The following is a 22391-nucleotide window of genomic DNA, read 5'->3' as shown; positions in this document are numbered from 1 at the left end:
GCTTCGATGTCCAACCGTGAGGGTGCACGGCCGCCCCTGCCGCCGATCTTGCGCGAGCTGTCGAACTCCTTCTTCGGCGACCCCGACTACATCGACGAGATCGGGGATGCGGGGTTCTACGAACAGATCTCGATCGCGGTTTCCTGCTTCTACGGTCCCGCTTCCGGTGAGCTTCCCGCGGCGCTGTCGCGGCGGATCCTGGAGAAGGTCGAGACACGTCTTCGGCAAGGCTGGTTCGCCGAGCCTCGGCTTGCGTCACCGCAGTCCCGGTACGCCTCCGGGTCGGAGCTGCCGCCGGTGGAACTGGAGTCGGACGAAGCCGACCCGGCGGTTGCGTCCAAGCCGCGAAGGGCCGTGTGGACGAGCTCCTTCCTGCCTGACGGCACCAGCGTCCTGGACCTCGGCCGACCGGTGGTCCCGAAGTCCGGACGACGGTTGTACTCGGTGCGGTTCGACCCGTCCGGCGTGGACGCCTACACCATCGACGAGCTTCAGGGCTGGTGCCGCCTCGTGGAGAGCTACCCGGTCGAGTGCACTGACGGCATGATCGGAGTTTCCTGGACCGCCGTGGCGCGGGACTTCGACGTCGTCCACCTGACGGCGCGCGGTCTCGTCCACGCTCAGGGCGTGGTGGTGGAAACGGCGGCGGGACCGTCCGTGCTCCGCCATTGGGACGCGGAGTCCTCCGCGTGGTTCCGGTTTCCGGCGAACACCGAGATCCGGTGAACTGGGCGACCTGACACGGTTTCCTGGGAACTTCGTGTGAGGTCGCTGGGGCTGTCCCGCCTCGGGTGCGTTGCGCGGCGCCTGACCTGGGGGTTCGCTCGGAAGCTCCCAGGGTTCTCCCACCTGACTTGAACGTTCCTCGTACTCCGGTGCGGCTTGATGGGGGTCGAGCCGACAACGGCCGAGCCGGAGACGAGGTGGTCAGCAATGGAAGTCGTGCCGAGGGGCACCGCGCGACCGGGAGCAGGTCCGACCGCGACCGCAACGGCAGCCGCGACCGCGGGTACGACAGCGACCGCGGCCACGACCGCAACAGCAACCGCGACCGCGGGTGCCGCGGCGAGCATGAGAGCGAGCGCGACGGCGACCGTCGACGTCGTGATCCCCGTGCACAACGAGGAGCGGTCGCTGCCCGGGTGCCTGCGCGTGTTGCGCGAGCACCTGCGCGCGCACTTCCCGTTCGAGTGGTCGATCACCGTCGTCGACAACGCCAGCACGGACGGCACGTTGCGCGTCGCCCACGAGCTGGCGCGGTCGCTCGACCACGTCCGCGTGCTGCACCTGGACCGCAAGGGCCGGGGCCTGGCGCTGCGCACGGCGTGGGCCTACAGCGACGCCGACGTGGTGGTCTACATGGACGTCGACCTGTCGACCGGGCTGGACGCGTTGCTGCCGCTGGTGGCGCCGCTGGTGAACGGCCACTCCGACATCGCCGTCGGGTCGCGGCTGGCGCCCGGGGCGCGGACCGTCCGCGGCGGCAGGCGCGAGCTGATCTCCCGCTGCTACAACAAGCTGGTCCGGTGGTCGCACGGTGCGCGCTTCTCCGACGCGCAGTGCGGGTTCAAGGCCGTCCGGACGGCCGTGGTGCGGCCGCTGCTGCCGCACATCCGCGACGACGGGTGGTTCTTCGACACCGAACTGCTGCTGCTCGCCGAGTACAACGGCCTGCGGGTGCACGAGGTCCCGGTCGACTGGGTCGAGGACGTCGACACCCGCGTGAACGTCGTCCGCACCGCCCGCGACGACATCGCGGGACTGGTCCGCGTCGCCCGCGCCAAGCTCACCGGCGCGGCGAACGTACCAGGCCTGCCCGAACGGCCGGCGCCGCGCGCCGAGCACCCGCAGGCCGTGCTGGCCGAGCCCCGCGACGGCCTGCTGTGGCAGCTCGTCTCGTTCGGGCTGATCGGCGCGGCCTCCACCGCGGTCACCACCGTCCTCTACGCGGTGCTGCGCACGTGGTGGCCCCCGCTGCCGGCGAACCTGGTCGCGCTCGTGGCGACGACGATGTGGAACACCGAGGCGAACCGCCGGCTGACTTTCCTCGGGCGCACCGGCTCGCACCGGCGGATCCAGTTGCAGGGTCTCCTCGTCTTCGCCGTCTACTACCTGATCACCTCAGGTGCGTTGCTCGCCCTGCACGCAGGGTGGCCGGATCCGCCGGGATGGGTGGAGATCGCGGTGCTGGTCGCCTCGTCCGCGGTCGGGACCGCACTGCGCTTCGCGCTGCTGCGCTCCTGGGTTTTCCGCCCAGGCAACGAAAAGGGAAGGTCATGACAAGCATCGACACGGCCATCGCGCCAGGGCGGCCGACCGAAGCTCCCGAGCCGGTGCGGACCAGGGCCGCTCGATGGCAGCGGCCGGCGCTCGCAGGGATCTGCGGGCTCGCCGCGGTGCTCTACTGCTGGGCCATCGGCGGCACGTGGGGCAACTCCTACTACACGGCCGCGGTCAAGGCGATGTCGCGGAGTTTTGAGAACTTCCTGTTCGGCGCCTTCGACCCGGCCGGCGTGGTCACTGTGGACAAGCCGCCGATGGCGCTGTGGGCGCAGGTGATCTCGGTGAAGCTGCTCGGCTACAACCAGGTCGCCGTGCTGCTGCCGCAGGCCGTCGCGGGCGTGGCCGCGGTTTTCGTGCTGCACCGGGCGGTTCGCAGGTGGGCCGGGGAGAACGCCGCGCTGCTCGCCGCGCTCGTGCTCGCGACCACCCCGATCACCGTGGTGATCAACCGGGACAACAACCCGGACACCCTGCTGGTGCTGGTCGTGGTCGCCGCGGCGTGGGCGCTGGGCAGGGCCGTTGAGGCGGAGCGCGCGACTCGCTGGCTGGTGCTGGCCGCGGCCCTCATCGGGTGCGGGTTCCTGACGAAGATGCTGCAGGCGTGGATGGTGCTGCCGGCGTTCGCGGCGGCCTACCTCGTCGGGCGGCGGGAGTCCTGGGGGCGCAGGCTCGCCGGACTTGCCGTCGCCGCGGTGACGCTGGTCGTGAGCTCGTTCTGGTGGGTGGTCGTGACCGCCCTCTGGCCGTCGCCGAAGCCCTACATCGGTGGCAGCACCGACGGGTCGGCGTGGGACCTGGTCTTCGGCTACAACGGCTTCGGCCGCATTCTCGGCGGCGAGGGCAACGGCGGTCCCGGCGGAGGCGGTGGGCCTGGCGGAGGCGGCGGGTTCTCCGGCGAGGCGGGTCCGCTGCGGCTGTTCAACGACCAGCTCGGCGGTCAGATCAGCTGGCTGCTGCCGCTGTGCCTGCTCGTGCTCGGGGCGGTCGCGGTGCGGGCGTGGCGCGGTCGACGGCCGGTCGACCGGGTCCGCGCCGCGGGCTGGGTCCTGTGGGGCGGCTGGCTGCTGGTCGTGGGCGTCATGTTCAGCTTCGCCCAGGGCACGATGCACCCGTACTACACGACGATGCTCGCGCCGGCGGTCGGCGCGGTCGCCGGTGCCGGGCTGGTGCGCATGTGGTGCTGGTACCGCGAGCCCCGCGGCCTCGGCTGGCTGGTACTCCCGGTGGCGGTGGCCGTGACGGTCACGTGGGCGGTGCTGCTGGTGGTCCGCGACCCGAGCTGGCACCCGTGGGTCGGCTGGGTTGCCGCCGTCCTGGGCGCGGTGGCGGTGCTGGCTCTGCTGCTCGGACGCCGGCGGGTCGCAGCGCTGGTGCGTCCCGGACTGGCGTTGGCGCTGGCCGCGATCCTGGCCGCGCCGAGCGCGTGGGCGGTCATCGGTGCCGTGTCCGGGCAGAGCGGCATGGGCGGGGCGAACCCGACCGCCGGACCGACGTCGATGGGCGGCCCGCCGGGTGGCTCGGGCCGCGGCGGCGGGCCGGGCAACCCCATGGGCGGGCAGCCGCCCGGAGACGCCGGACAACCAGCCGATGACGGAGGACAGTGGAGGCGCGGTTTCCCGGGCGGTGGCCCAGGCGGCGGCGACTCGCTGAGCGAGGACCAGCGCAAGCTGCTCGACCACGTCGTGGCCAACGCGGGTGGGCTGCCCGTCCCCCTGGCGGTGGAGGGCGGTGCGCACGGCGCGGCGTCGTACCTGATCAACTCCGACGTGACGGTGGTCGGCATGGGCGGCTTCATGGGCAGCGACGACGCGCCCTCGACCGCGCTGCTGAGCCAGTGGAAGCAGGCCGGGCAGCTCGGCTTCGTGCAGCTCGGCGGTGGGCCGGGCGACCCCGGCACTGGAGGGGGCACGCCACCGGCAGCCGGAAACCAGGACGCATCGCAGGGCGGCGGGGACCAGAACACGCCGCAAGGCGACAGCGGCCAGGACGGGCCGCAAGGCGGCGGGGACCGCGACGGTGCGCGTGCCCAGCGGCAGGAGTGGGTCACCCGCAACTGCACGCCGGTCGACCCCGCCGCCTACGGCGGCACGGCCGACAGCGGCTCCCAGCTCTACGACTGCCGCTGACAGACGGCCTCCCGGCCGACCCGCCGAGAACGAACGCCCAGGCGGTGCCGCTCGGAGACGCCGAGCGGCACCGCCCGGGCCGGCGCAGTCCCCGACCCCGATGGGAGATCCTGGTCAAGTGGCCGACTCCGACACCTCCGCCGCCCGCGTGCTCGTCGTCGACGACGAGCCGAACATCCTCGAGCTGCTCACCGCCGCGCTGCGGCTGAGCGGCTTCGAGGTGCGCGGGGCCGCCACCGGCGCCGACGCGCTGCGCGCCGCGTCCGAGTTCGGCCCCGACATCGTGGTGCTGGACGTGATGCTGCCGGACCAGGACGGGTTCTCGGTGGCCAGGCGGCTGCGGGAGGGCGGTGACCTGGTGCCGGTGCTGTTCCTGACCGCCCGCGACGCCGTCGAGGACCGCATCGCCGGTCTCACCGCCGGCGGCGACGACTACGTCACCAAGCCGTTCAGCCTGGACGAGGTCGTGCTGCGGTTGCGGGCGATCCTGCGCCGGGTGCGTCCCGCGCACCTCGACGAGCCCGACTCGCGGTTGCGCTACCACGATCTGGAGCTGGACGAGGAGGCCTACGAGGTGCGGCGCGGCGGCAGGCCGGTCGCGCTGTCGCCGACGGAGTTCAAGCTGCTGCGCTACCTGATGGTCAACGCCGAGAAGGTGGTCAGCAGGAGCCAGATCCTGGACCGGGTCTGGAACTACGAGTTCGGCGGGGACAGCCGCGTCGTCGAGTCCTACATCAGCTACCTGCGCCGCAAGATCGACTCGACCGCGCCGCCGCTGATCCACACCATCCGGGGCGTCGGCTACGTCCTGCGGCTTCCGCCGGACGAGCAGGGCCGCCGATGAGGCCCCCGGTGCTGCCGCGGACGCTGCGCGGGCGGTTGCTGGCGGTGCTGCTCGTGGCGGCGGCGGCCGGGCTGGTCGTCATGGGCTCCAGCAGCGTCGCGCTGCTCGAACGTTCGCTGATCAACCGCACCGACGACCGCCTCGCCGAACTGTCGCGGCCGTGGGTGGAAGGCCGCGAGCCCCCGCCGGAGCCTTCCTGGCCGCCGGACCACGGGCCGCCGCGCGGGCGCGGGGAGCTGCCGACGGACTTCCGGGTGCTGTTCTTCGACTCCACGGGCCGGCCGACGGGCGACATGCTCGGCCGGGCGGAGGGCGACACCGGCGGGCCGTTGCTGCTCAACCCCGCGGAGGGGCCGGCCATCGGCACCGTGCCGGACCGCGCGGGCGGTGCGGACTGGCGCGTCCGCACCCTGCACCTGCCCGACGGGCGGACCATCGCGCTCGCGCTCTCGCTCGGCGGCGTCGATGCCACCGTGGGCCAGCTGGTCTTCATCGAGCTGGTCGCCGGGGCGGTGGTGCTGCTGGCGCTGGTGGCCACCGCGGCGGTCACGGTGCGGCTGGGCCTGCGCCCGCTCACCAGGATCGAGCACACCGCCGATGCCATCGCGGCCGGTGAGCTCGACCGCCGGGTGCCCGACCAGGACGTGCGGACCGAGACCGGCAGGCTCGGAGCCGCGCTGAACACGATGCTGGGCAGGCTGGCCGCGGCGATGCGCGAGCGGGAGCGCTCCGAGGAGCGGATGCGCCGCTTCGTGGCCGACGCCTCGCACGAGCTGCGCACCCCGCTGACCTCCATCAGGGGCTTCGCCGAGCTGTACCGGCGCAGCGACACCCACCGCGAGGAGGACGTCCGGCGGATCATGTCGCGCATCGAGGGCGAGGCGGTGCGCATGGGCGCGATGGTCGAGGACCTGCTGCTGCTCGCGCGGCTGGACCGCGAGCGGTCGATGGACCTGACCGACTGCGACCTGCTGCCGCTGGCCGCCGACGTGGTGCACGACGCCGCGGCCCGCGACCCGGACCGCGAGATCGCGTTGCGCGCGCCGGATGCGCCGGTGCGCGTGCTGGCCGACGCGGCCCGACTGCGGCAGGTGCTCACGAACCTTGTCGGCAACGCCCTCGTGCACACGCCGGCCGGCACGCCCGTGCAGGTCGTGGTGGACCACGGCACCGCAGGCGAGGACGTCCTGGCGGCGACGGGCGCGGACGTGCCGTCCGGTGCGCTGATGGGTGTCGTGGAGGTGTCCGACCGCGGTCCGGGCATCGCGCCCGAGCACGCCCAGCGGATCTTCGACCGCTTCTACCGCGTGGACGACGGCCGGAACCGCTCCGGCGGCGGCACCGGACTCGGCCTGGCCATCACCGCGGCCCTCGCCGAGGCGCACGGCGGCAGGGTCGAACTGGCGCGCAACAGCGCCGGAGGCTGTACCTTCCGCGTGCTGGTTCCCCTGGCGTGACGGCCGTCGGCCGGTTTGCGCCCTCGCTCGTCGGGTAACTCCTGCGACGGGTTCTCGCGTGCTTGCACGGGAATCCACGCTGATCGGGGGGTTTTCCGCGTGAACGACGAGGAGTTCATGGCCGAGGCGGTGCGGTTGGCGACGGAGTCGGTGGTGAACGGGTGGGGAGGTCCGTTCGGCGCGGTGATCACCGACGGGGAGCGGATCGTCGCCCGCGGCCAGAACCGCGTGCTGCTGACCGGTGATCCGACGGCGCACGGCGAGGTTGAGGCGATCCGCAAGGCGGTGCAGGTTCTCAACCCGGACGCGCCGTCGATCGCAGAGGAAAGGCAGAACGGGTCCACCCTCGCCTTGGTCCCGCGGCCGGAGGGTTCGTCCGACCCGATGCCCGCCCGAGCCAGGATGCTCAAGGGCCACTCGATTTACACCAGCGGTGCGCCGTGCCCGATGTGCATGAGCGCGATCTACTGGTCGCGGTTGGACGCCGTCCATTACAGCAGCGACCTGGAGTCGACGCGGGCGATCGGGTTCGACGACGCTTTCCAGTACGAGGACCGCCGGAAACCCCTGGAGCAGCGCAGCATTCCGATGCGCCGGACCCACCCCGAGCTGGGCGCCGCGGCGTACCGGGCGTGGGTCGACAAGCCGGACAAGCACCCGTACTGACTCGGCGAATGTCCATACGCCGCTTGGGAAAGCAGACCCTAGCCGTGTCCCAGGAAGGTGTGGAACACGCCACCGGGGTCCACACGCGCACGCAGCTCCTCGATCCGCCGCCAGCACGGTTCGCTGAACGACCGCGCCGCGCGGGAGGGCGCGGCGGGCAGGTCGGCCTCGGCGACGTAGTGGCCGGTGGTGGCCGGTTCCAGCTCGGCCATGGCGGCCCGCAGCCAGGCGTTGTTGGACTTGTCCCCGACCGCGCCCTGCCAGATCGCGTAGCAGCTGACGAGGACGCGGTCACGCATGGAGAAGGCCATGTCCGGCGCCGTCGCGGCGTCGTCGGGTAGCGGGTCCGGCGTCACCAGCACCAGGGATCCGCTCGACGGAGCGGTGGAAACGGCCTTGTGGCACCGGGAGAGCACCTCGCGCAGGTCGGCACCGCTCCACGCCGTGTCGGCCGCGTAGCGGTGGCCTTCCGGCCACAGGCCGGAACCGCCGTGGAGGACGGCGAACGAGGTGGGTATGCCGCTGCGTCGCAGCAGCGCCCGGCCGGCGGCCGGGCAGCTCTCCAGGGGTGCGAGGTCGGCTGCCGCATCCCCTGCGGTGTCGGTGAAAGCCGTTGCGGAGAGGATGACGACGCGGCCTTCCGGTTGCGGCGCCACGCCTTCCGGCGACGGCGCGAGCAGCACGCTGGGCTCGACCCGCGCGGGCAGGCGGGGGCAGAGCTCGGCGGCGAAGTCCGCGACCACGTCCAGGTCCGCGAGGGCGTAGACGTGCGTGGTCGCGGTCATCGCGGCGGGCAGCGGGTGCAGCTCGATCTCGAACCTGGTCATCGCACCGGGAAAACCCGGTCCCGCGCCGCGAGCCGCCCAGAACAGTCCCGGGTTCTCCCGCGAGTTCGCGCGCACGACCTCGCCATCGGCCGTCACGACCTCCACCTCCCGCACGCTGCGGCAGGCCGGACCGAGCACCCTCGAGTTCCAGCCGATCCCGCCCGCCAGCAGGTACCCGCTCGCGGGCACGTCGCCGCCGTGGCCGACCGGGAAGGACAGGCCGTGCGCGGTCAGGGTCGCGGCCAGCTCCCGGTTGCTGGTGGCAGGTCGTATCGAGGCGGTGCGGGCGGAGGCGTCGACCGCGATCCCTCCGAGACCGGAGAGATCCAGCAGCATGCCGTCGCGCACCGGTGAGCCGCACCAGCTGTGACCGCCGCCGCGCACGGCCACCCGCAGCCCGCCGCGGGCGGCGAAGCGCACGGCGTGCACGACGTCCTCGGTCGAGGTCGCGCGGGCGATCAGTTCCGGGTACCGGTCGGGTTTCCAGCCGTTCCACAGCATGGCCCGCCGGGTGCGCTCGTAGGTGTCCTCGCCTCGCCACACCACGGTTCCGCGGAACCCCGCGAGGTCCCTCACGCCCATCTGCGGCCCCCTCCGGCGCGGGCACCCGTCAGGGCGGCGGAGTGCCCGTCCGCCAGGAGCGTCACACGCGGCGGTTGCCCGCGCACGGCGGAGGCCTCACCCGGGCCAGGACGGCGGCGGCACCGCCCGGGCCCGGGAATGTTTCAGAAGTGGCTTGCGTGGCGGTGCGAGCCGCGTCCCGCTTGCAAGCGGTTCCTAGACCTTGACCGTCGGCTGGTGCAGGTCGAACCAGACCGACAGGTCGAGCACCCGTTCGAGGAAGAACCGCGTCGGGGTGTCGACCGCGTCCGGCCCTGCGGCCATGATCTGGCGCACGGCCTGCTCGTCGACGATCGACAGCGCCGGGTCCTGCCTGCGGACCACGTCGGACACCTGACCGAACAGCTCCACGCCGTACTCCGGGTCCTGCGTGGACGGATACGGGCTCTTGGTCCGCTCGACCACCGAACGCGGCAGCGCGTCGGCGGTCGCCTGGCGCAGCAGGCTCTTCTCCCTGCCGTCGAAGGTCTTCAGCGACCACGGCGCGTTGAAGACGTACTCGACGAGCCGGTGGTCGCAGAACGGCACCCGCACCTCCAGGCCGACCGCCATGCTCATCCGGTCCTTGCGGTCGAGCAGTATGCGCACGAACCGCGTCAGGTGCAGGTAGCACATCAGCCGCATCCGGCGCTCGAACTCGCTCTCCCCTTGCAGCACTGGGGCTTCGGCGACCGCGGACCGGTAGCTGTCGGCGACGAAGGCGTCCAGGTCCAACTTGTTGCGCAGCTCCGGTGCGAGCATCCCGCCCGTGCTGCCGGGCGCGCCCGCGAGCCACGGGAAGGTGTCGGCCTGCTGCACCTGCGGGTCGTGGAACCACCGGTAGCCGCCGAACACCTCGTCGGCCGACTCCCCCGACAGCGCCACCGTCGAGTGCCCGCGGATCGCCTTGAACAGCAGGTACAGCGACTGGTCGAGGTCGCCCAGGCCCATCGGCATGTCGCGGGCGGCCACCGCGGCGCGGCGCACGGCGGGGTCGGCAAGCGTCGCCGGGTCGAGCACGATGTCCTGGTGGAGCGAGTCGACGTGCTCGGCGACGTCGTGCACGAACGGCCCGTCGGGGGTGTCGCGCATCGGGTCGGGCACGAAGTTCTCGGTCTGGCCGAGGAAGTCCACCGCGAAGCTGCGGACCTGCTCGCCCCGCCCGCTGAGCTGCCGGGCGGCCAGCGCGGTGATGGCGCTGGAGTCCAGGCCGCCGGAGAGCAGCACGCAGCGCGGCACGTCGGAGATGAGCTGGCGGGCCACGATGTCGTCGAGCAGCTCGCGCACGCGTGCGACGCTGGCGTCGCGGTCGTCGGTGTGCTCGACCGCGGTGAGCCGCCAGTAGGTGTGCTCGCGCAGGCCGGTCCGGTCGACGGTCACCACGGTGCCGGGCTGGACCTCGCGCATGCCCGCCCAGACCGCCTGGCCCGGCGTCTTGGTCATGCTGAACAGCTCGCGCATGCCGTCGGCGTCGACGACCTTCTCGGCCAGCGGGTTGGCCAGGATCGCCTTGGGCTCGGAGCCGAAGAGCACGCCGTGCTCGGTGGGGTAGTAGTAGAGCGGCTTCACGCCCATCCGGTCCCGGATGAGCAGCAGCTTCTCGGTGCGCGAGTCCCAGATGGCGAAGGCGTACATGCCGTTGAGGTGCTCGGCGACCTCCGCGCCCCACTCCAGGTAGCCGCGCAACACGACCTCGGTGTCGCTGTCGGTCGTGAAGCGGTGGCCCCTGCGGCGCAGCTCGTCGCGCAGCTCGGTGAAGTTGTAGGCCTCGCCGCTGTAAACCATGGCGACCGGCCCGTCGGGGGTGTCGGCCTCCATCGGCTGCGCGCCGCCGGGGAGGTCGATGATCGCCAGCCTGCGGTGGCCGAGGGAGGCGTGCGGACGAACCCAGGTCCCCGCGGCGTCCGGGCCACGGCAGGCCATGGTCCGGCACATCGCGTCGATGACGGGTCGTTCGCGGGTCAGATCGCGTTGGTAGTCGATCCAGCCGGAGATACCGCACATTTCGGTTCCCTCCAGGTTCGGGCTTCTCGCAGGCGGAGGCCGGTCGTGGCGATCAGTGTTGCGCACCCGCGCCGGTCCGGCCCGGCCTGTCCATTCCTTTAGCAACGTTAACTAGATCGTTGCATCGACGAAACCGAGTAGCGGAGTGAAGTCACCCACCCACAAAAAGTGCGCATGAGGCGAAGGGGGATATTTCCGGCTCGGCTGTGACTTGAGTCCCCCGCCCGTAAGGAAATCGTCAAGTCGCAGGAAGGCCGCATCAAGGAGCCGTCATGCGCCTTGGTGGCCGCCGCGGGCGGACCAACACTCGACTCCGGTCACCGAGAACGGTGACGTGAACGGTTCGGATTCGGGGGTGCACCTCGGTGGCTGATCTGGCCTACGTCGTTCTGCTGATCGGCGTCTTCCTGAGTCTCGCGCTCGTGTTGCGCGGTTTGGAGCGGTTGTGAGCACTGTGCTGGCCAACGCCGCCGGTGGCGTGTTGGCACTGCTGTTGATCGGTTACCTGTTCGTCGCACTGATCCGGCCGGAGAAGTTCTGATGAGTTCCCCGCTGGTCGGCCTGGTGCAGGCCGGCCTCCTCGTGCTGGCCGTCGTCGCGGTGTACCGGCCGTTCGGCGACTACATGGCCCGCGTCTACACCGGTGCCGAGCACTGGCGCGTCGAACGCGCGTTGTACCGGGCGGTGCGCATCGACGGGGACGCCCCGCAGCGCTGGACCACCTACGCGGCGGGCGTCCTCGGATTCTCGTTCGTCTCGATCGTGCTGCTGTACCTCCTGCAACGCCTGCAACACCTGTTGCCGCTGAGCTTCGGCCGGGGACCGGTCGAGCCCGCGACGGCGTTCAACACGGCGGTCAGCTTCGTCACCAACACCAACTGGCAGTCCTACGTCCCCGAGACGACGCTCGGGCACACCGTCCAGATGGCCGGCCTGACCGTGCAGAACTTCCTCTCGGCGGCGGTCGGCATGGCGGTGGCGGTCGCGCTGGTGCGCGGCTTCACCGGGACCGCGACCAACCGCGTCGGCAACGTCTGGGTGGACATCACCCGCGGCGTCACTCGCATCCTGCTGCCCATCTCGCTGGCCGCCGCGGTCGTGCTGGTCGCGCTGGGCGGCGCGATGTCGCTGGCCTCGGGCATCGAGGTGACCGGTGTGGACGGGCACACCTACACCATCGCCACCGCGCCCATCGCCAGTCAGGAGGCGATCAAGGAGCTGGGCACCAACGGGGGCGGAATCCTCAACGCCAACTCGGCGCACCCGTTCGAGAACCCGAGCGGGTGGTCGAACTTCCTGGAGCTGTTCCTGATCCTGGTCATCCCGCTCTGCCTCACCCGCACCTTCGGCACCATGGTCGGCGACCGCAGGCAGGGCCACGTCCTGCTGTCGGTGATGGTGTCGATCCTGCTGCTGATGACCGGGGCGGCGTGGTGGGCCGAGACCCACCCGAACGGACCGGCGACCCTCGCAGCCGGCGGGGCGATGGAGGGCAAGGAGGCCCGCTTCGGCCTCTTCCTCTCCACGCTGTGGGCGGTCGTCACCACGGGCACGTCCACCGGCGCGGTCAACTCGATGCACGACAGCTTCACCGGTCTGGGCGGCGGGGTGCCGCTGCTGAACATGCTGCTCGGCGAGGTCGCGCCGGGCGGCGTCGGCTCCGGCCTCTACGGGATGCTGGTGCTCGCGGTGATCGCGGTGTTCCTGGCCGGGCTGATGGTCGGCCGGACCCCGGAGTACCTCGGCAAGAAGCTGGGCCGCCGGGAGATCACCGCGGCGGCGGTGTCGATCCTGGCGATGCCCACCGTCGTCCTGCTCGGCGCGGGCGCCGCGCTCGCGCTGCCGGGCACGCTGGAAGCGCTGAACAACAGCGGCGCGCACGGACTTTCCGAAGTGCTCTACGCCTACGCCTCCGCGGGCAACAACAACGGCAGCGCTTTCGCCGGTCTGACGGCGACCGGCGACTTCTTCCAGAGCACGCTCGGCGTGGCGATGCTCGTCGGCCGCTTCGTGCCCGTCCTGGCGGTGCTCGCGCTGGCCGGTGCCCTGGCGCAGCAGCAGCGGGTGCCCGCCACCGCGGGCACCCTGCCCACGACCGGTCCGCTGTTCGCCGGACTGCTCGGCGGCACCGTCGTCCTCGTCGCCGCGCTGACGTTCCTGCCGGCGCTCGCCCTCGGTCCGATCGCGGAGGCCCTCGCATGACCACCACGTTGGAGAAACCCGCCCGGCGGCAGGAAGTTCCGGCCGCGCGCAAGCTGACGGCGGGCGCGTTCAGCCCGCGGCAGTTGCTGACCTCGCTGCCCGACGCGCTTCGCAAGCTCAACCCCAGGCACCAGCTCGCCAACCCGGTCATGTTCGTGGTGTGGGTCGGCTCGGTGCTGGTGACCGTGCTGACGCTGCTGGAACCGAACGGGTTCAGCATCGCCGTCGCGCTGTGGCTGTGGTTCACGGTGCTGTTCGCCAACCTCGCCGAGGCCGTCGCCGAGGGCAGGGGCCGGGCGCAGGCGGAGTCGTTGCGGCGCACCAAGACTGAGGCGGTCGCGCGGCGGCTGGCCGACGACGGCACCGAGGAAGATGTTCCAGGCAACGCGCTGCGGGTCGGGGACCGGGTCGTGGTCGAGGCGGGACAGGTGATCCCGGGCGACGGCGACGTCATCGAGGGCATCGCGACCGTGGACGAGTCGGCGATCACCGGCGAGTCCGCCCCGGTGATCCGGGAGTCCGGCGGCGACCGGTCGGCGGTGACCGCCGGGACCACCGTGCTGTCGGACCGGATCGTCGTGCGGATCACCACCAAACCCGGCGAGACCTTCGTGGACCGCATGATCGCGCTCGTCGAGGGCGCGCAGCGGCAGAAGACGCCCAACGAGATCGCGCTGACGATCCTGCTGTCGACGCTGACGATCATCTTCGTGCTCGCCGTGCTGGCGTTGCAGCCGATGGCCGGCTACTCCGGAGGGCTGCTGTCGGTGGTGGTGCTGACCGCGCTGCTGGTCTGCCTCATCCCGACCACGATCGGCGCGCTGCTCTCGGCCATCGGCATCGCCGGCATGGACCGGCTGGTGCAGCGCAACGTGCTGGCCAAGTCCGGACGCGCCGTCGAGGCCGCGGGCGACGTCAACACCCTGCTGTTGGACAAGACCGGCACCATCACCTACGGCAACCGACAAGCCACCGAGCTGATCCCCGTCGGCGAGGTGACGAAAGGCGAGCTCGCCGCGGTCGCACGGCTCTCCAGCCTGGCCGACGAGACACCGGAAGGCGTCAGCATCGTCACCTACTGCGCGGAGAACTTCGGGCTGCCCGGCGAGGCGCAGGCCGAAGAACTGGCCGCCGACGCGGTGGCCTTCACCGCGCAGACGCGGATGAGCGGCATCGACATCGGCGGTCGCCAGATCCGCAAGGGCGCGGCGAGCGCGGTGCGCCAGTGGACGAGCGGCCCGGTTCCCTCCGAAGTGGACACCGTCGTCGACGAGATCTCCGCGCAGGGCGGCACTCCGCTGGTTGTCGCCGAGTGCAGCGGTGGCACGACCAGGGTGCTCGGTGTCGTCCGGTTGTCCGATGTGGTCAAGCCGGGCATGAAGGAGCGGTTCGCCGAGCTGCGCGCGATGGGCATCCGCACGGTCATGGTCACCGGCGACAACCCGCTGACCGCGAAGGCCATCGCCGCCGAAGCCGGCGTCGACGACTTCCTGGCCGAGGCCAAGCCGGAGGACAAGATGGAGCTGATCCGCCGCGAGCAGGAAGGCGGCAGGCTGGTCGCGATGACCGGTGACGGCACCAACGACGCCCCGGCGCTCGCGCAGGCCGACGTCGGTGTCGCGATGAACACCGGCACCGCCGCGGCCAAGGAAGCCGGCAACATGGTCGACCTCGACTCCGACCCGACCAAGCTGATCGAGATCGTCGAGATCGGCAAGCAGATGCTGATCACCCGCGGCGCCCTGACCACCTTCAGCATCGCCAACGACCTGGCCAAGTACTTCGCGATCCTGCCCGCGATGTTCGTGGCGATCCACCCGCAGCTCGACGCCCTCAACATCATGCGCCTGGCCACCCCCACCTCGGCGATCCTGTCCGCGGTCGTGTTCAACGCGCTGATCATCGTCGCGCTGATCCCGCTGGCACTGCGCGGCGTGCGCTACCGGCCGATGAGCGCGGCGTCGCTGCTGCGGCGCAACCTGCTCGTCTACGGGCTCGGCGGCATCGCCACGCCGTTCGCCGGCATCTGGCTGATCGACCTGCTGGTCCGTTTCGTTCCCGGAATCGGGTGAGGAGCTGATGAAGAGCACACTGGTGCGCCAGTCACTCGCGGGGCTGCGGCTGCTGCTGGTGATGACCGCGATCCTGGGCGTCCTGTACCCGCTGGCGGTGTGGGGCGTGTCCCGGCTGCCCGGTCTGCGGGCCGGCGCCGAGGGCTCGCAGGTCGTGGTGGACGGCCGGGTCGTCGGGTCCTCGCTGATCGGCGTCGACCCCGTGCCCGCCGACCCGGCCCGCGATCCCTACTTCCACCTGCGGCCCGCCGCGTCGGCGCAGACCGCGACCGGCCCCGGCGACCCCTCGGCCACCGGCGGGTCCAACCTCGCGGGTGACAACCCGGAGCTGCTCGCCGCGGTCGGCGAGCGGCGGGCGGTGATCGCCGCGCGGGAGGGCGTGGCGCCCGAGCGCGTCCCGGTCGACGCGGTGACGGCGTCGGCCAGCGGCGCGGACCCGCACATCAGCCCCGCCTACGCCGAGCTCCAGGTCGCGCGGGTCGCCCGCGTCACGGGCCTGCCGGAGGCGGAGGTGCGGCGGCTGGTCGCCGAGCACACCTCGGGCGGGGTTCTCCAGGAGCGGGTGGTCAACGCGACCGAGCTGAACCTGGCGGTCGCGGCCGCCTCATGAGCCCTGCGGGGTGCCGCGTACCCCGGACGGCACCCCGCGGGCCCGCGCTCGGCGGCTCCGCCCGCTCGTAGGGGGAAAATGGCCGGTGAGGCGGCCGGTCGAACGATCATCGGAGGGCAACGAGCACTACTGTCGACTGTTATCAGGCAGTGATGGGACCGACTTCGGAGTAGGAGACTGGAGAGCGTGGCAGGCAAGAGCGCCAGGCGTGGCGAGCTGCGGATCTACCTCGGCGCCGCGCCGGGCGTCGGCAAGACCTACGCGATGCTGGGCGAGGCGCACCGCCGGGCCGCCCGCGGAACCGACGTCGTGGTCGGCCTGGTGGAGACCCACGCCCGGGAGAAGACCGCCGCGCTGCTCGACGGCCTGGAGGTCGTGCCGCGCCGCCGCATCGCGCATCGCGGCGTCGAGGTCACCGAGATGGACCTCGACGCGGTGCTGGCGCGGCGTCCCGAGGTCGCGGTCGTCGACGAGCTCGCCCACACCAACGCGCCCGGCTCCCGCAACGAGAAGCGCTGGCAGGACATCGACGAGCTGCTGGACGCGGGCATCAACGTGCTCTCCACGGTCAACGTCCAGCACCTGGAGAGCCTCAACGACGTCGTCGAGGCCATCACCGGCGTCCGCCAGCAGGAGACGGTGCCCGACGAGGTGGTGCGGCGCGCCGGGCAGATCGAGCTGGCCGACATCACCCCGGAGGCCCTGCGCAGGCGGATGGCCCACGGCAACGTCTACTCGGCCGACCGGGTCGACGCCGCGCTCGGCAACTACTTCCGCACCGGCAACCTCACCGCGCTGCGCGAGCTGGCGCTGCTCTGGCTGGCCGACCAGGTCGACGTGGCGCTGCGCCGCTACCGGGCCGAGCGCAAGATCACCGACACCTGGGAGGCGCGGGAACGCGTCGTGGTGTCGATCACCGGCGGCCCGGAGAGCGAGACCCTCATCCGGCGCGCCCGCCGCATCGCCGCCCGCGCGGGCGCCGAGCTGCAGGTCGTGCACGTGCTGCGCGGCGACGGCCTGGCCGGGGCGTCGCCGGGCAACCTCGCCCGGGCCCGCCGCCTGGCCGACGGGGTCGGCGCCAGCTTCCACACCGTCGTCGGCGACGACGTGCCCGAGGCGCTGCTGGAGTTCGCCCGCGGCGCCGACGCCACCCAGCTCGTGGTCGGCACGTCCCGCCGGTCCCGGTGGGCGCGGCTGCTCGACGAGGGGATCGGCGCCGCGGTCGTGCAGAAGTCCGGCTCGATCGACGTGCACATGGTCACCCACCCCGAGGCGGGCGGGCGGAGGCTGTTCAAGAACATCGCGCGCAACCCGCTGTCGTCGGCCCGTCAGCTCTGGGGCTGGGTGCTGGCGCTGGCGTTGCCCAGCGCCGTCACGGCGCTCGCCTACTTCTCCGGGGCGATGGCGCTGTCGGCCGACGTGGTCGGCTACTTCCTGGCCACCGTCGTCGTCGCCCTGGTCGGCGGGATGGCCCCGGCGATCACCGCGGCGCTGCTTTCGGGCGGACTGCTCAACTTCTTCCTGACCCCGCCGCTGTACTCGCTGACGATCGCCGAGCCGCAGAACGTGGTGACACTGCTGGCGATGCTGTTCGTCGGGCTGCTGGTGGCGATACTGGTCGACCGCGCCGCCCGGCTCGCCGAACGCGCCGCGCACGCCCGCACCGAGGCCGCCCTGCTGGCGTCCTACGCCCGCACGGTGCTCACCCACCCCGATCCGCTGCCGCGCCTGCTGGAGAAGGTGGTGGAGAACTTCGGGCTGACCTCGGCAGCGCTGCTGGAACGCCAGGAAGGCGACTGGCACGTGGCGGCGTCGACCGGCCCGCGGCCGTGCACCAGGCCGGGTGAGTCCGATGTGGACATCGAGGTGAACCCGGACGTGCACCTGGTGCTCAAGGGCCCCGGCGACCGGGCGCTGCCCGCCGCCGACCGCACGGTGCTGGAAGGCGCGGCCGGGCAGGCGCTGGTGGCGCTGCGCCAGCAGCGGATGGCCGCCGAGGCGCGGGAAGCGCAGCGCCGCGCCGACGCGACGGAGCTGCGCACCGCCCTGCTCTCGGCGGTCGGCCACGACCTGCGGACCCCGCTGGCCTCGATCAAGGCGTCGGTGAGCAGCCTGCGCGCGCCGGACCTGCGGCTTTCGGAGGAGGACACCACCGAGCTGCTGACCGGGGTGGAGGAGTCGGCGGACCGGCTGACCGCGCTGGTGGACAACCTGCTGGACTCCTCGCGGCTGGCCACCGGGGCGATCGTGCCCCGGCTCGACCCGGTCGGCTACGACGAGATCGTCTTCCGCGCGCTGGCCGGGCTGGACGGCAGGCAGCACGTCGACATCGACACCGACGAGTCGCTGCCGGACGTGCTCGCCGACGCGGGCCTGCTGGAGCGCGTGGTCGCCAACGTCGTGCAGAACGCGTTGAAGTACGGGCGCCCGGAAGGCGGCCGCATCGGCGTGCGCGCGAGCGCACACGCGTCGTGGGTGGAGCTGCGTGTCGTCGACCACGGGCCGGGACTGCCCGAAGGCGCCGCCGAGACCGTGTTCGCGCCTTTCGAGCGCCTCGGCGACCGCGGCGGTCGCGGGGACCAGGGCGAAACGGGCGTGGGCCTCGGCCTCAGCGTCGCGAAGGGGTTCATGGAGGCCATGCAGGGCTCGATCCGGGCCGAGGACACCCCCGGCGGCGGCCTGACGATCGTGCTGTCGCTGCCCGCCGCCAGCCCGGCGGTGGGCGATGGCGTCGGTTCGGCCGGCGACGGCGCGGTTGTTCACGGCGGCGGTGCGGCGCCGGGCGCGGTGGTACCGGCCGACGTGGACGAACAGGGGAGACGATGACGAGGGTGCTGGTGGTCGACGACGAGCCGCAGCTCCTGCGCGCACTGCGCATCAACCTCACCGCGCGCGGGTACGAGGTGCTGACCGCCGTCGACGGCAAGGCCGCGCTCCGTGCCGCCGGGGACGGCAAACCGGACGCGGTGGTGCTCGACCTGGGACTTCCGGACATGGACGGCAGTGAGGTCATCGCCGGGCTGCGCGGCTGGACGACGGTGCCGATCATCGTGCTGTCGGCGCGCACCGACTCGACCGACAAGGTGCACGCGCTGGACGCGGGCGCCGACGACTACGTCACCAAACCCTTCGGCATGGACGAACTGCTCGCCCGGCTGCGCGCGGCGGTTCGCCGCGCGAACACGGCGGACCGGGAGGACCAGCCGGTGGTGGAGACCGCGACCTTCAGCGTGGACCTGGCGGCGAAGAAGGTGCGGCGCGAGGGCGCGGAGGTCCACCTCACGCCGACGGAGTGGGGCATGCTGGAGGTCCTGGTCCGCAACAAGGGACGGCTGGTCGGCCAGAAGCAGCTGCTCAAGGACGTCTGGGGGCCCGCGTACGCCAACGAGACCCACTACCTGCGGGTCTACCTCGCGCAGCTGCGCCGCAAGCTCGAAGCCGACCCGAGCCGCCCCCGCCACCTGATCACCGAGGCCGGCATGGGCTACCGCTTCGAGGTGTGAGACGCACCGCGCTTCTCAGCTCGGTGGGGTTCGCGTGAAGTTTCCCCGACTTGCTGCCCAGCCGGAACCGGCGCTGCTAGGGTCTGCGTCGCACTGGGTGATCAGACGCCGTGAACTGGGGGTTCCCCGCGATGACAACACCGCCGCCACCGCCCGGTCCCAACGGCCCCGGCCAGACCATCACGGTGAACAAGGACAACGTCCTGGAAGTCCGCCGGGTCGTCCTCTCGGCCACGGACGAGGCGCGGCACAAGCTCCAGAGGCTCCAGCGCGAATTCGGCATCACCGCACCCGCCAAGGACCGGATCAGCGTCGCGGCCACGCACACGTGGAACGGGAACCTGTTCGCGAACGCGGACTCCCACTACCAGCGGCTGATGCAGTACATCGTCAACGTCGAGGACCTGGGCAAGCAGCTCGAGGAAGCGGCCAAGCAGTACGGCTACACCGAGGACGACATCATGGCGTCCTTCAGCACACAGGCGAAGCAGCATTGAGGAGAGTGGCGGTGTCCGTGCGTACTGGGTACGGCCTGGTGGGAATGGCCCTCGTCGGCCTTCTGGCGAGCGGCTGCACGGTCAACGGCCCCGATGCACAGCCAACTCCGGCCACCACGTCGGAGGACGCCGGTCCGCAGCGTCCGCGTGACCTCGCGTTCGCCGGCAAGCAGGGCGCGGATCTCTGCACTCTGCTGACGCCGGAGCAGCAGACGCAGCTCAACGTCTCACGTCCCAAGCCCGCTGCCCCGGACGAGTACAGCAGCTACCCGTCCTGCATGTGGTTCGGCCCGCCAGGTGAGGAAACCGGCATGGACGTTTCGGTCTACGCGGTTCCCATGGCGCTGAAGGACTTCAAGGACCAGAAGCTGGGGGAGGGGACTCCCGAAACCACGTCTTCGTATGTAGTCGCAGGCGGATTTCCTGCCGAGCAGGCGCAGAGCGCGGGCAGGGAGGCGTACGGGTGCAGCGTGGCCGTCGACGTGGCCGAGGGGCAGACGCTGTGGGCCGGCGCGGCCACTCTCGTTCCCGGCACGGTGTCGAACCAGCAGATGTGCGGTCAGGCGAAGCAGGTCGCCGAGTTCGCCGTGGCCACGTTGCAGAGCCAGGGCTAGGGGGAGTTCATGAACGACATCGCGCCGATCCGAGACATCCGGTTCGAGGGGATGGACATCCCGGAACTGCTCGACTGGATCAACAAGATCAAGCAGGGCAGCGGCGCGGAGTCGATGCACCGCTCGGTTCAAGCTCTCGACCAGGCCGTGCAGGTGGTCGTGGACCTCGACAACACCCTGCGCACCGAGCTCGGCAAATTGCAGATCGCATGGGAGGGCAGCGCCGGAACGCTCGCGCAGACGGTCACGCAGCAGCGCTCTGTCGTCCTGCAGGAGTCGCAGGATCCGTTGCGGATGTCCGCCCAGAGCGTGCAGGCGCAGGGTGAGGGCTACGCCACCGCGAAGAACAACCTGCCCAACCCCGACGAGTTGCAGGCGAAGCAGTCGGAGAACTTTCTCGAGTGGTCGGGTGGCGCCTTCGGTTACGAGAGCGACTACGACGCCGAGGCCAAGCAGATCGCCGGCAGCAAGCAGGCGGCCGCGGACGCCCTGGGCTCCTACCGCAACACGACGATCACCCAAGCTGAGGCGTTCCAGCCGCTGCCGGAGATGGCGCCGGCGGCGGTGAGCGCGCAGTCGGCGACGGTCAGTGGCTCCGGCGTCGGTGGCGGCGGGTTCGCCTTCTCCGGTGTCGGTGGTGGGGGCGCCGGCGGCGGTGGAACCGGTGGTGGTGGCTTCGGTGGCCACTCCGGTGTCCTGCCCGGCGGTGGCGGGGACTACGGCGGTGGTGACGGCAGCCGTGAGGGTGGTGGTCGCAGCGGAGCCGGTGGCCTGCGGGAGAGCGGCGGCACCGGGGGTTTCGCGGACCGGAACACGGCGGGGCCGACCAACCGCCCGGGGCTCGGTCTCGGACCCGCGCTCGGGCTCGGTGCCGGTGCTGCCACCGTCGTGGGGCTCGGCGCCACCGCGGCGGGCAAGATGCTCGGCGGCGGCAAGGGTGGCGCGGGCTCGGTGCGCGGCGGTGACGTCAAGGGCGGTATCGCCCGGGGCGGTTCGTCGGGCGTCGGCGGTGGCCCGGGCGACACGACCGCGGGCCGCACGGCCGGTTCGTCGGCGACCAGCAGGCCCGCTCCCGGCGCGATGATGGGTCCCGCCGCGACGCGCGGCGAGAAGAAGGACGACGACGCCGAGCACGACAACAAGTACGTGGTCGAGGAAACGCCGTTCGACGACAATCGCCTGGTCGCACCCGCCGTGCTCGGCGAGGACCGCGAGCGGGACGAGGCCGGCGAGGCCGGTGAGGCCGACCAGCCGAAGAAGCAGGACTGACGTGCGCCCTGGAGCCGAAGCCGACCCCATCGTGCTGTCCGCGCTCGAGTTCGACGTGGTGTGCGAGGCCGAGAAGCTGACCGAGCACCGCCACGTCGCGCTCACCGTGCCCAGCCCGGGCGCGACCTACACCGAGCGCGCCGAGCTCGTCGCGGGGGCGTGGGCCGGGCTGCGGCAGCGCGGGCTCGCCGAGGGCCACCGCGACCGGGTCGACGTGGACCTCGGCGACCTGCTCGTGCTGCTCGACCGCCCGCAGCGCAGCATCGACGTGCGGATCTGGGCCGACCGGCCGGTCCGGGCGCTGGCATCGGCCAACGGGCCCAACGGCCTGCTGACGATCGTGGACGGCGACATCGTCGAGCTGACGCCGGTCCGGGCCGGTTCGCTGGCCGAGGCCGCGGTGTCGGTCGCCGGGGACGCGGAGCCGGGTGCCGGGCGCCCGGTGAGCCTGCCCAACGACGTGCTGCGCGAGGCCAGCGACTACGCGGGCCCGGACAACCCGCAGGTGTTCGTCGACGAGCTGCGTTCGCTGGGCGTCGGCACCGACGACGCCGCCGAGGTGGCGCGGATGGCCGACGGCATGGGCATGCGCGGCCAGTTCGGCGCCGAGAGCTCCCCGCAGCGCGGCGCGAAACCCGAGCGTGCGGACCGCGTCGTCGCCTTCCACGACACGCCGCAGGGCCGGTACCTGCACGTCGTGCGCGCCAGCGGGGACGGCCGCAGGTGGAGCACCATCGCACCGGCCAACAACCAGCGCATCGCCGAGTACGTCCGCGAACTGCTCAGCGAGGTTTTCGAGGACTGAGCGGCGTCCGCG

General features: G+C 72.0%; 18 protein-coding genes. 16 read left to right on the top strand and 2 right to left on the bottom strand.

Going from position 1 to position 22391, the window contains the following annotated elements:
* Positions 1-6: 6 nt before the first annotated feature.
* From SACE_RS29255 to SACE_RS29230, 6 genes are all read left to right on the top strand, one after another.
* Positions 7-726: a hypothetical protein gene (locus SACE_RS29255; RefSeq protein WP_009947562.1), complete on the top strand. Its 720-nt coding sequence runs from the start codon at positions 7-9 to the stop codon at positions 724-726.
* Between the two features lie 345 nt (positions 727-1071).
* Positions 1072-2280, top strand: coding sequence for a bifunctional glycosyltransferase family 2/GtrA family protein (locus SACE_RS29250; RefSeq protein ID WP_009947563.1), 1209 nt, complete (start codon positions 1072-1074; stop codon positions 2278-2280).
* Complete coding sequence (locus tag SACE_RS29245) at positions 2277-4409, top strand: ArnT family glycosyltransferase (protein ID WP_009947564.1); 2133 nt, start codon at positions 2277-2279, stop codon at positions 4407-4409. Before SACE_RS29250 ends, SACE_RS29245 begins: the two co-directional genes overlap by 4 nt.
* Positions 4410-4509: 100 nt before the next feature.
* A complete protein-coding gene (locus SACE_RS29240; protein WP_011874943.1) occupies positions 4510-5253 on the top strand; it encodes a response regulator transcription factor in 744 nt (247 codons plus the stop codon).
* A complete protein-coding gene (locus tag SACE_RS29235) occupies positions 5250-6710 on the top strand; it encodes a HAMP domain-containing sensor histidine kinase (RefSeq protein WP_021341528.1) in 1461 nt (486 codons plus the stop codon). The genes SACE_RS29240 and SACE_RS29235 overlap by 4 nt, the downstream gene beginning before the upstream one ends.
* A gap of 99 nt (positions 6711-6809) precedes the next feature.
* The gene (locus tag SACE_RS29230; protein WP_009947569.1) at positions 6810-7376 is read left to right on the top strand and encodes a nucleoside deaminase; all 567 of its coding nucleotides are present in this window, start codon (positions 6810-6812) and stop codon (positions 7374-7376) included.
* Positions 7377-7414: 38 nt separating this feature from the next.
* Here the strand turns inward: SACE_RS29230 and SACE_RS29225 are convergent, their stop codons facing one another.
* Together SACE_RS29225 and asnB are read right to left on the bottom strand one after the other, a co-directional pair.
* The gene (locus tag SACE_RS29225) at positions 7415-8785 is read right to left on the bottom strand and encodes an FAD-binding oxidoreductase (RefSeq protein ID WP_009947570.1); all 1371 of its coding nucleotides are present in this window, start codon (positions 8783-8785) and stop codon (positions 7415-7417) included.
* 195 nt (positions 8786-8980) lie between these two features.
* Positions 8981-10807 carry an asparagine synthase (glutamine-hydrolyzing) gene (gene asnB / locus SACE_RS29220; protein ID WP_009947571.1) on the bottom strand — a complete coding sequence of 609 codons (1827 nt, stop codon included), beginning with the start codon at positions 10805-10807 and terminating at the stop codon, positions 8981-8983.
* Between the two features lie 445 nt (positions 10808-11252).
* Here asnB and kdpF point away from each other — a divergent pair, with 445 nt between their 5' ends.
* The 10 genes from kdpF to SACE_RS29170 all read left to right on the top strand — a co-directional run bounded on the left by kdpF (position 11253) and on the right by SACE_RS29170 (position 22379).
* Positions 11253-11348 carry a K(+)-transporting ATPase subunit F gene (gene kdpF, locus SACE_RS29215; protein ID WP_011874942.1) on the top strand — a complete coding sequence of 32 codons (96 nt, stop codon included), beginning with the start codon at positions 11253-11255 and terminating at the stop codon, positions 11346-11348.
* The gene (kdpA, locus tag SACE_RS29210) at positions 11348-13009 is read left to right on the top strand and encodes a potassium-transporting ATPase subunit KdpA (protein WP_009947572.1); all 1662 of its coding nucleotides are present in this window, start codon (positions 11348-11350) and stop codon (positions 13007-13009) included. The genes kdpF and kdpA overlap by 1 nt, the downstream gene beginning before the upstream one ends.
* Entirely contained in the window at positions 13006-15081 is a 2076-nt protein-coding gene (gene kdpB, locus SACE_RS29205) for a potassium-transporting ATPase subunit KdpB (protein WP_009947573.1), read from the top strand. Before kdpA ends, kdpB begins: the two co-directional genes overlap by 4 nt.
* A 7-nt stretch (positions 15082-15088) precedes the next feature.
* Complete coding sequence (locus SACE_RS29200) at positions 15089-15691, top strand: potassium-transporting ATPase subunit C (protein WP_009947575.1); 603 nt, start codon at positions 15089-15091, stop codon at positions 15689-15691.
* Between the two features lie 186 nt (positions 15692-15877).
* On the top strand, positions 15878-18517 hold the full coding sequence (locus SACE_RS29195; protein ID WP_011874941.1) for a sensor histidine kinase: 2640 nt from the start codon (positions 15878-15880) through the stop codon (positions 18515-18517).
* Positions 18514-19194, top strand: a complete 681-nt coding sequence (locus SACE_RS29190) for a response regulator (RefSeq protein WP_011874940.1) — start codon at positions 18514-18516, stop codon at positions 19192-19194. Before SACE_RS29195 ends, SACE_RS29190 begins: the two co-directional genes overlap by 4 nt.
* 131 nt (positions 19195-19325) lie before the next feature.
* Positions 19326-19691, top strand: coding sequence for a hypothetical protein (locus SACE_RS29185; protein ID WP_011874939.1), 366 nt, complete (start codon positions 19326-19328; stop codon positions 19689-19691).
* An 11-nt stretch (positions 19692-19702) separates the two neighbouring features.
* Positions 19703-20305 carry a DUF3558 domain-containing protein gene (locus SACE_RS29180; protein ID WP_009947578.1) on the top strand — a complete coding sequence of 201 codons (603 nt, stop codon included), beginning with the start codon at positions 19703-19705 and terminating at the stop codon, positions 20303-20305.
* 9 nt (positions 20306-20314) lie between these two features.
* The gene (locus SACE_RS29175; RefSeq protein WP_009947580.1) at positions 20315-21574 is read left to right on the top strand and encodes a hypothetical protein; all 1260 of its coding nucleotides are present in this window, start codon (positions 20315-20317) and stop codon (positions 21572-21574) included.
* 1 nt (position 21575) lies between these two features.
* Entirely contained in the window at positions 21576-22379 is an 804-nt protein-coding gene (locus SACE_RS29170; RefSeq protein ID WP_009947581.1) for an ESX secretion-associated protein EspG, read from the top strand.
* Positions 22380-22391 lie beyond the last annotated feature (12 nt).

Source organism: Saccharopolyspora erythraea NRRL 2338, from assembly GCF_000062885.1.
GTDB classification, from domain to species: Bacteria; Actinomycetota; Actinomycetes; order Mycobacteriales; family Pseudonocardiaceae; genus Saccharopolyspora_D; species Saccharopolyspora_D erythraea.
Note: the sequence above shows the minus strand (reverse complement) of the source record. Positions and strands in the feature narration are given on the sequence as shown.

Excerpts from the sequence above, each read along its gene's own strand:
- kdpA (WP_009947572.1), top strand. The coding sequence starts at position 11,348 with ATGAGTTCCCCGCTGGTCGGCCTGGTGCAGGCCGGCCTCCTCGTGCTG.
- SACE_RS29245 (WP_009947564.1), top strand. The coding sequence starts at position 2,277 with ATGACAAGCATCGACACGGCCATCGCGCCAGGGCGGCCGACCGAAGCT.
- SACE_RS29190 (WP_011874940.1), top strand. The coding sequence starts at position 18,514 with ATGACGAGGGTGCTGGTGGTCGACGACGAGCCGCAGCTCCTGCGCGCA.
- SACE_RS29250 (WP_009947563.1), top strand. The coding sequence starts at position 1,072 with ATGAGAGCGAGCGCGACGGCGACCGTCGACGTCGTGATCCCCGTGCAC.
- SACE_RS29200 (WP_009947575.1), top strand. The coding sequence starts at position 15,089 with ATGAAGAGCACACTGGTGCGCCAGTCACTCGCGGGGCTGCGGCTGCTG.
- SACE_RS29185 (WP_011874939.1), top strand. The coding sequence starts at position 19,326 with ATGACAACACCGCCGCCACCGCCCGGTCCCAACGGCCCCGGCCAGACC.
- SACE_RS29240 (WP_011874943.1), top strand. The coding sequence starts at position 4,510 with ATGGGAGATCCTGGTCAAGTGGCCGACTCCGACACCTCCGCCGCCCGC.
- SACE_RS29225 (WP_009947570.1), bottom strand. The coding sequence starts at position 8,785 with ATGGGCGTGAGGGACCTCGCGGGGTTCCGCGGAACCGTGGTGTGGCGA.
- asnB (WP_009947571.1), bottom strand. The coding sequence starts at position 10,807 with ATGTGCGGTATCTCCGGCTGGATCGACTACCAACGCGATCTGACCCGC.
- SACE_RS29235 (WP_021341528.1), top strand. The coding sequence starts at position 5,250 with ATGAGGCCCCCGGTGCTGCCGCGGACGCTGCGCGGGCGGTTGCTGGCG.
- kdpB (WP_009947573.1), top strand. The coding sequence starts at position 13,006 with ATGACCACCACGTTGGAGAAACCCGCCCGGCGGCAGGAAGTTCCGGCC.
- SACE_RS29175 (WP_009947580.1), top strand. The coding sequence starts at position 20,315 with ATGAACGACATCGCGCCGATCCGAGACATCCGGTTCGAGGGGATGGAC.
- SACE_RS29255 (WP_009947562.1), top strand. The coding sequence starts at position 7 with ATGTCCAACCGTGAGGGTGCACGGCCGCCCCTGCCGCCGATCTTGCGC.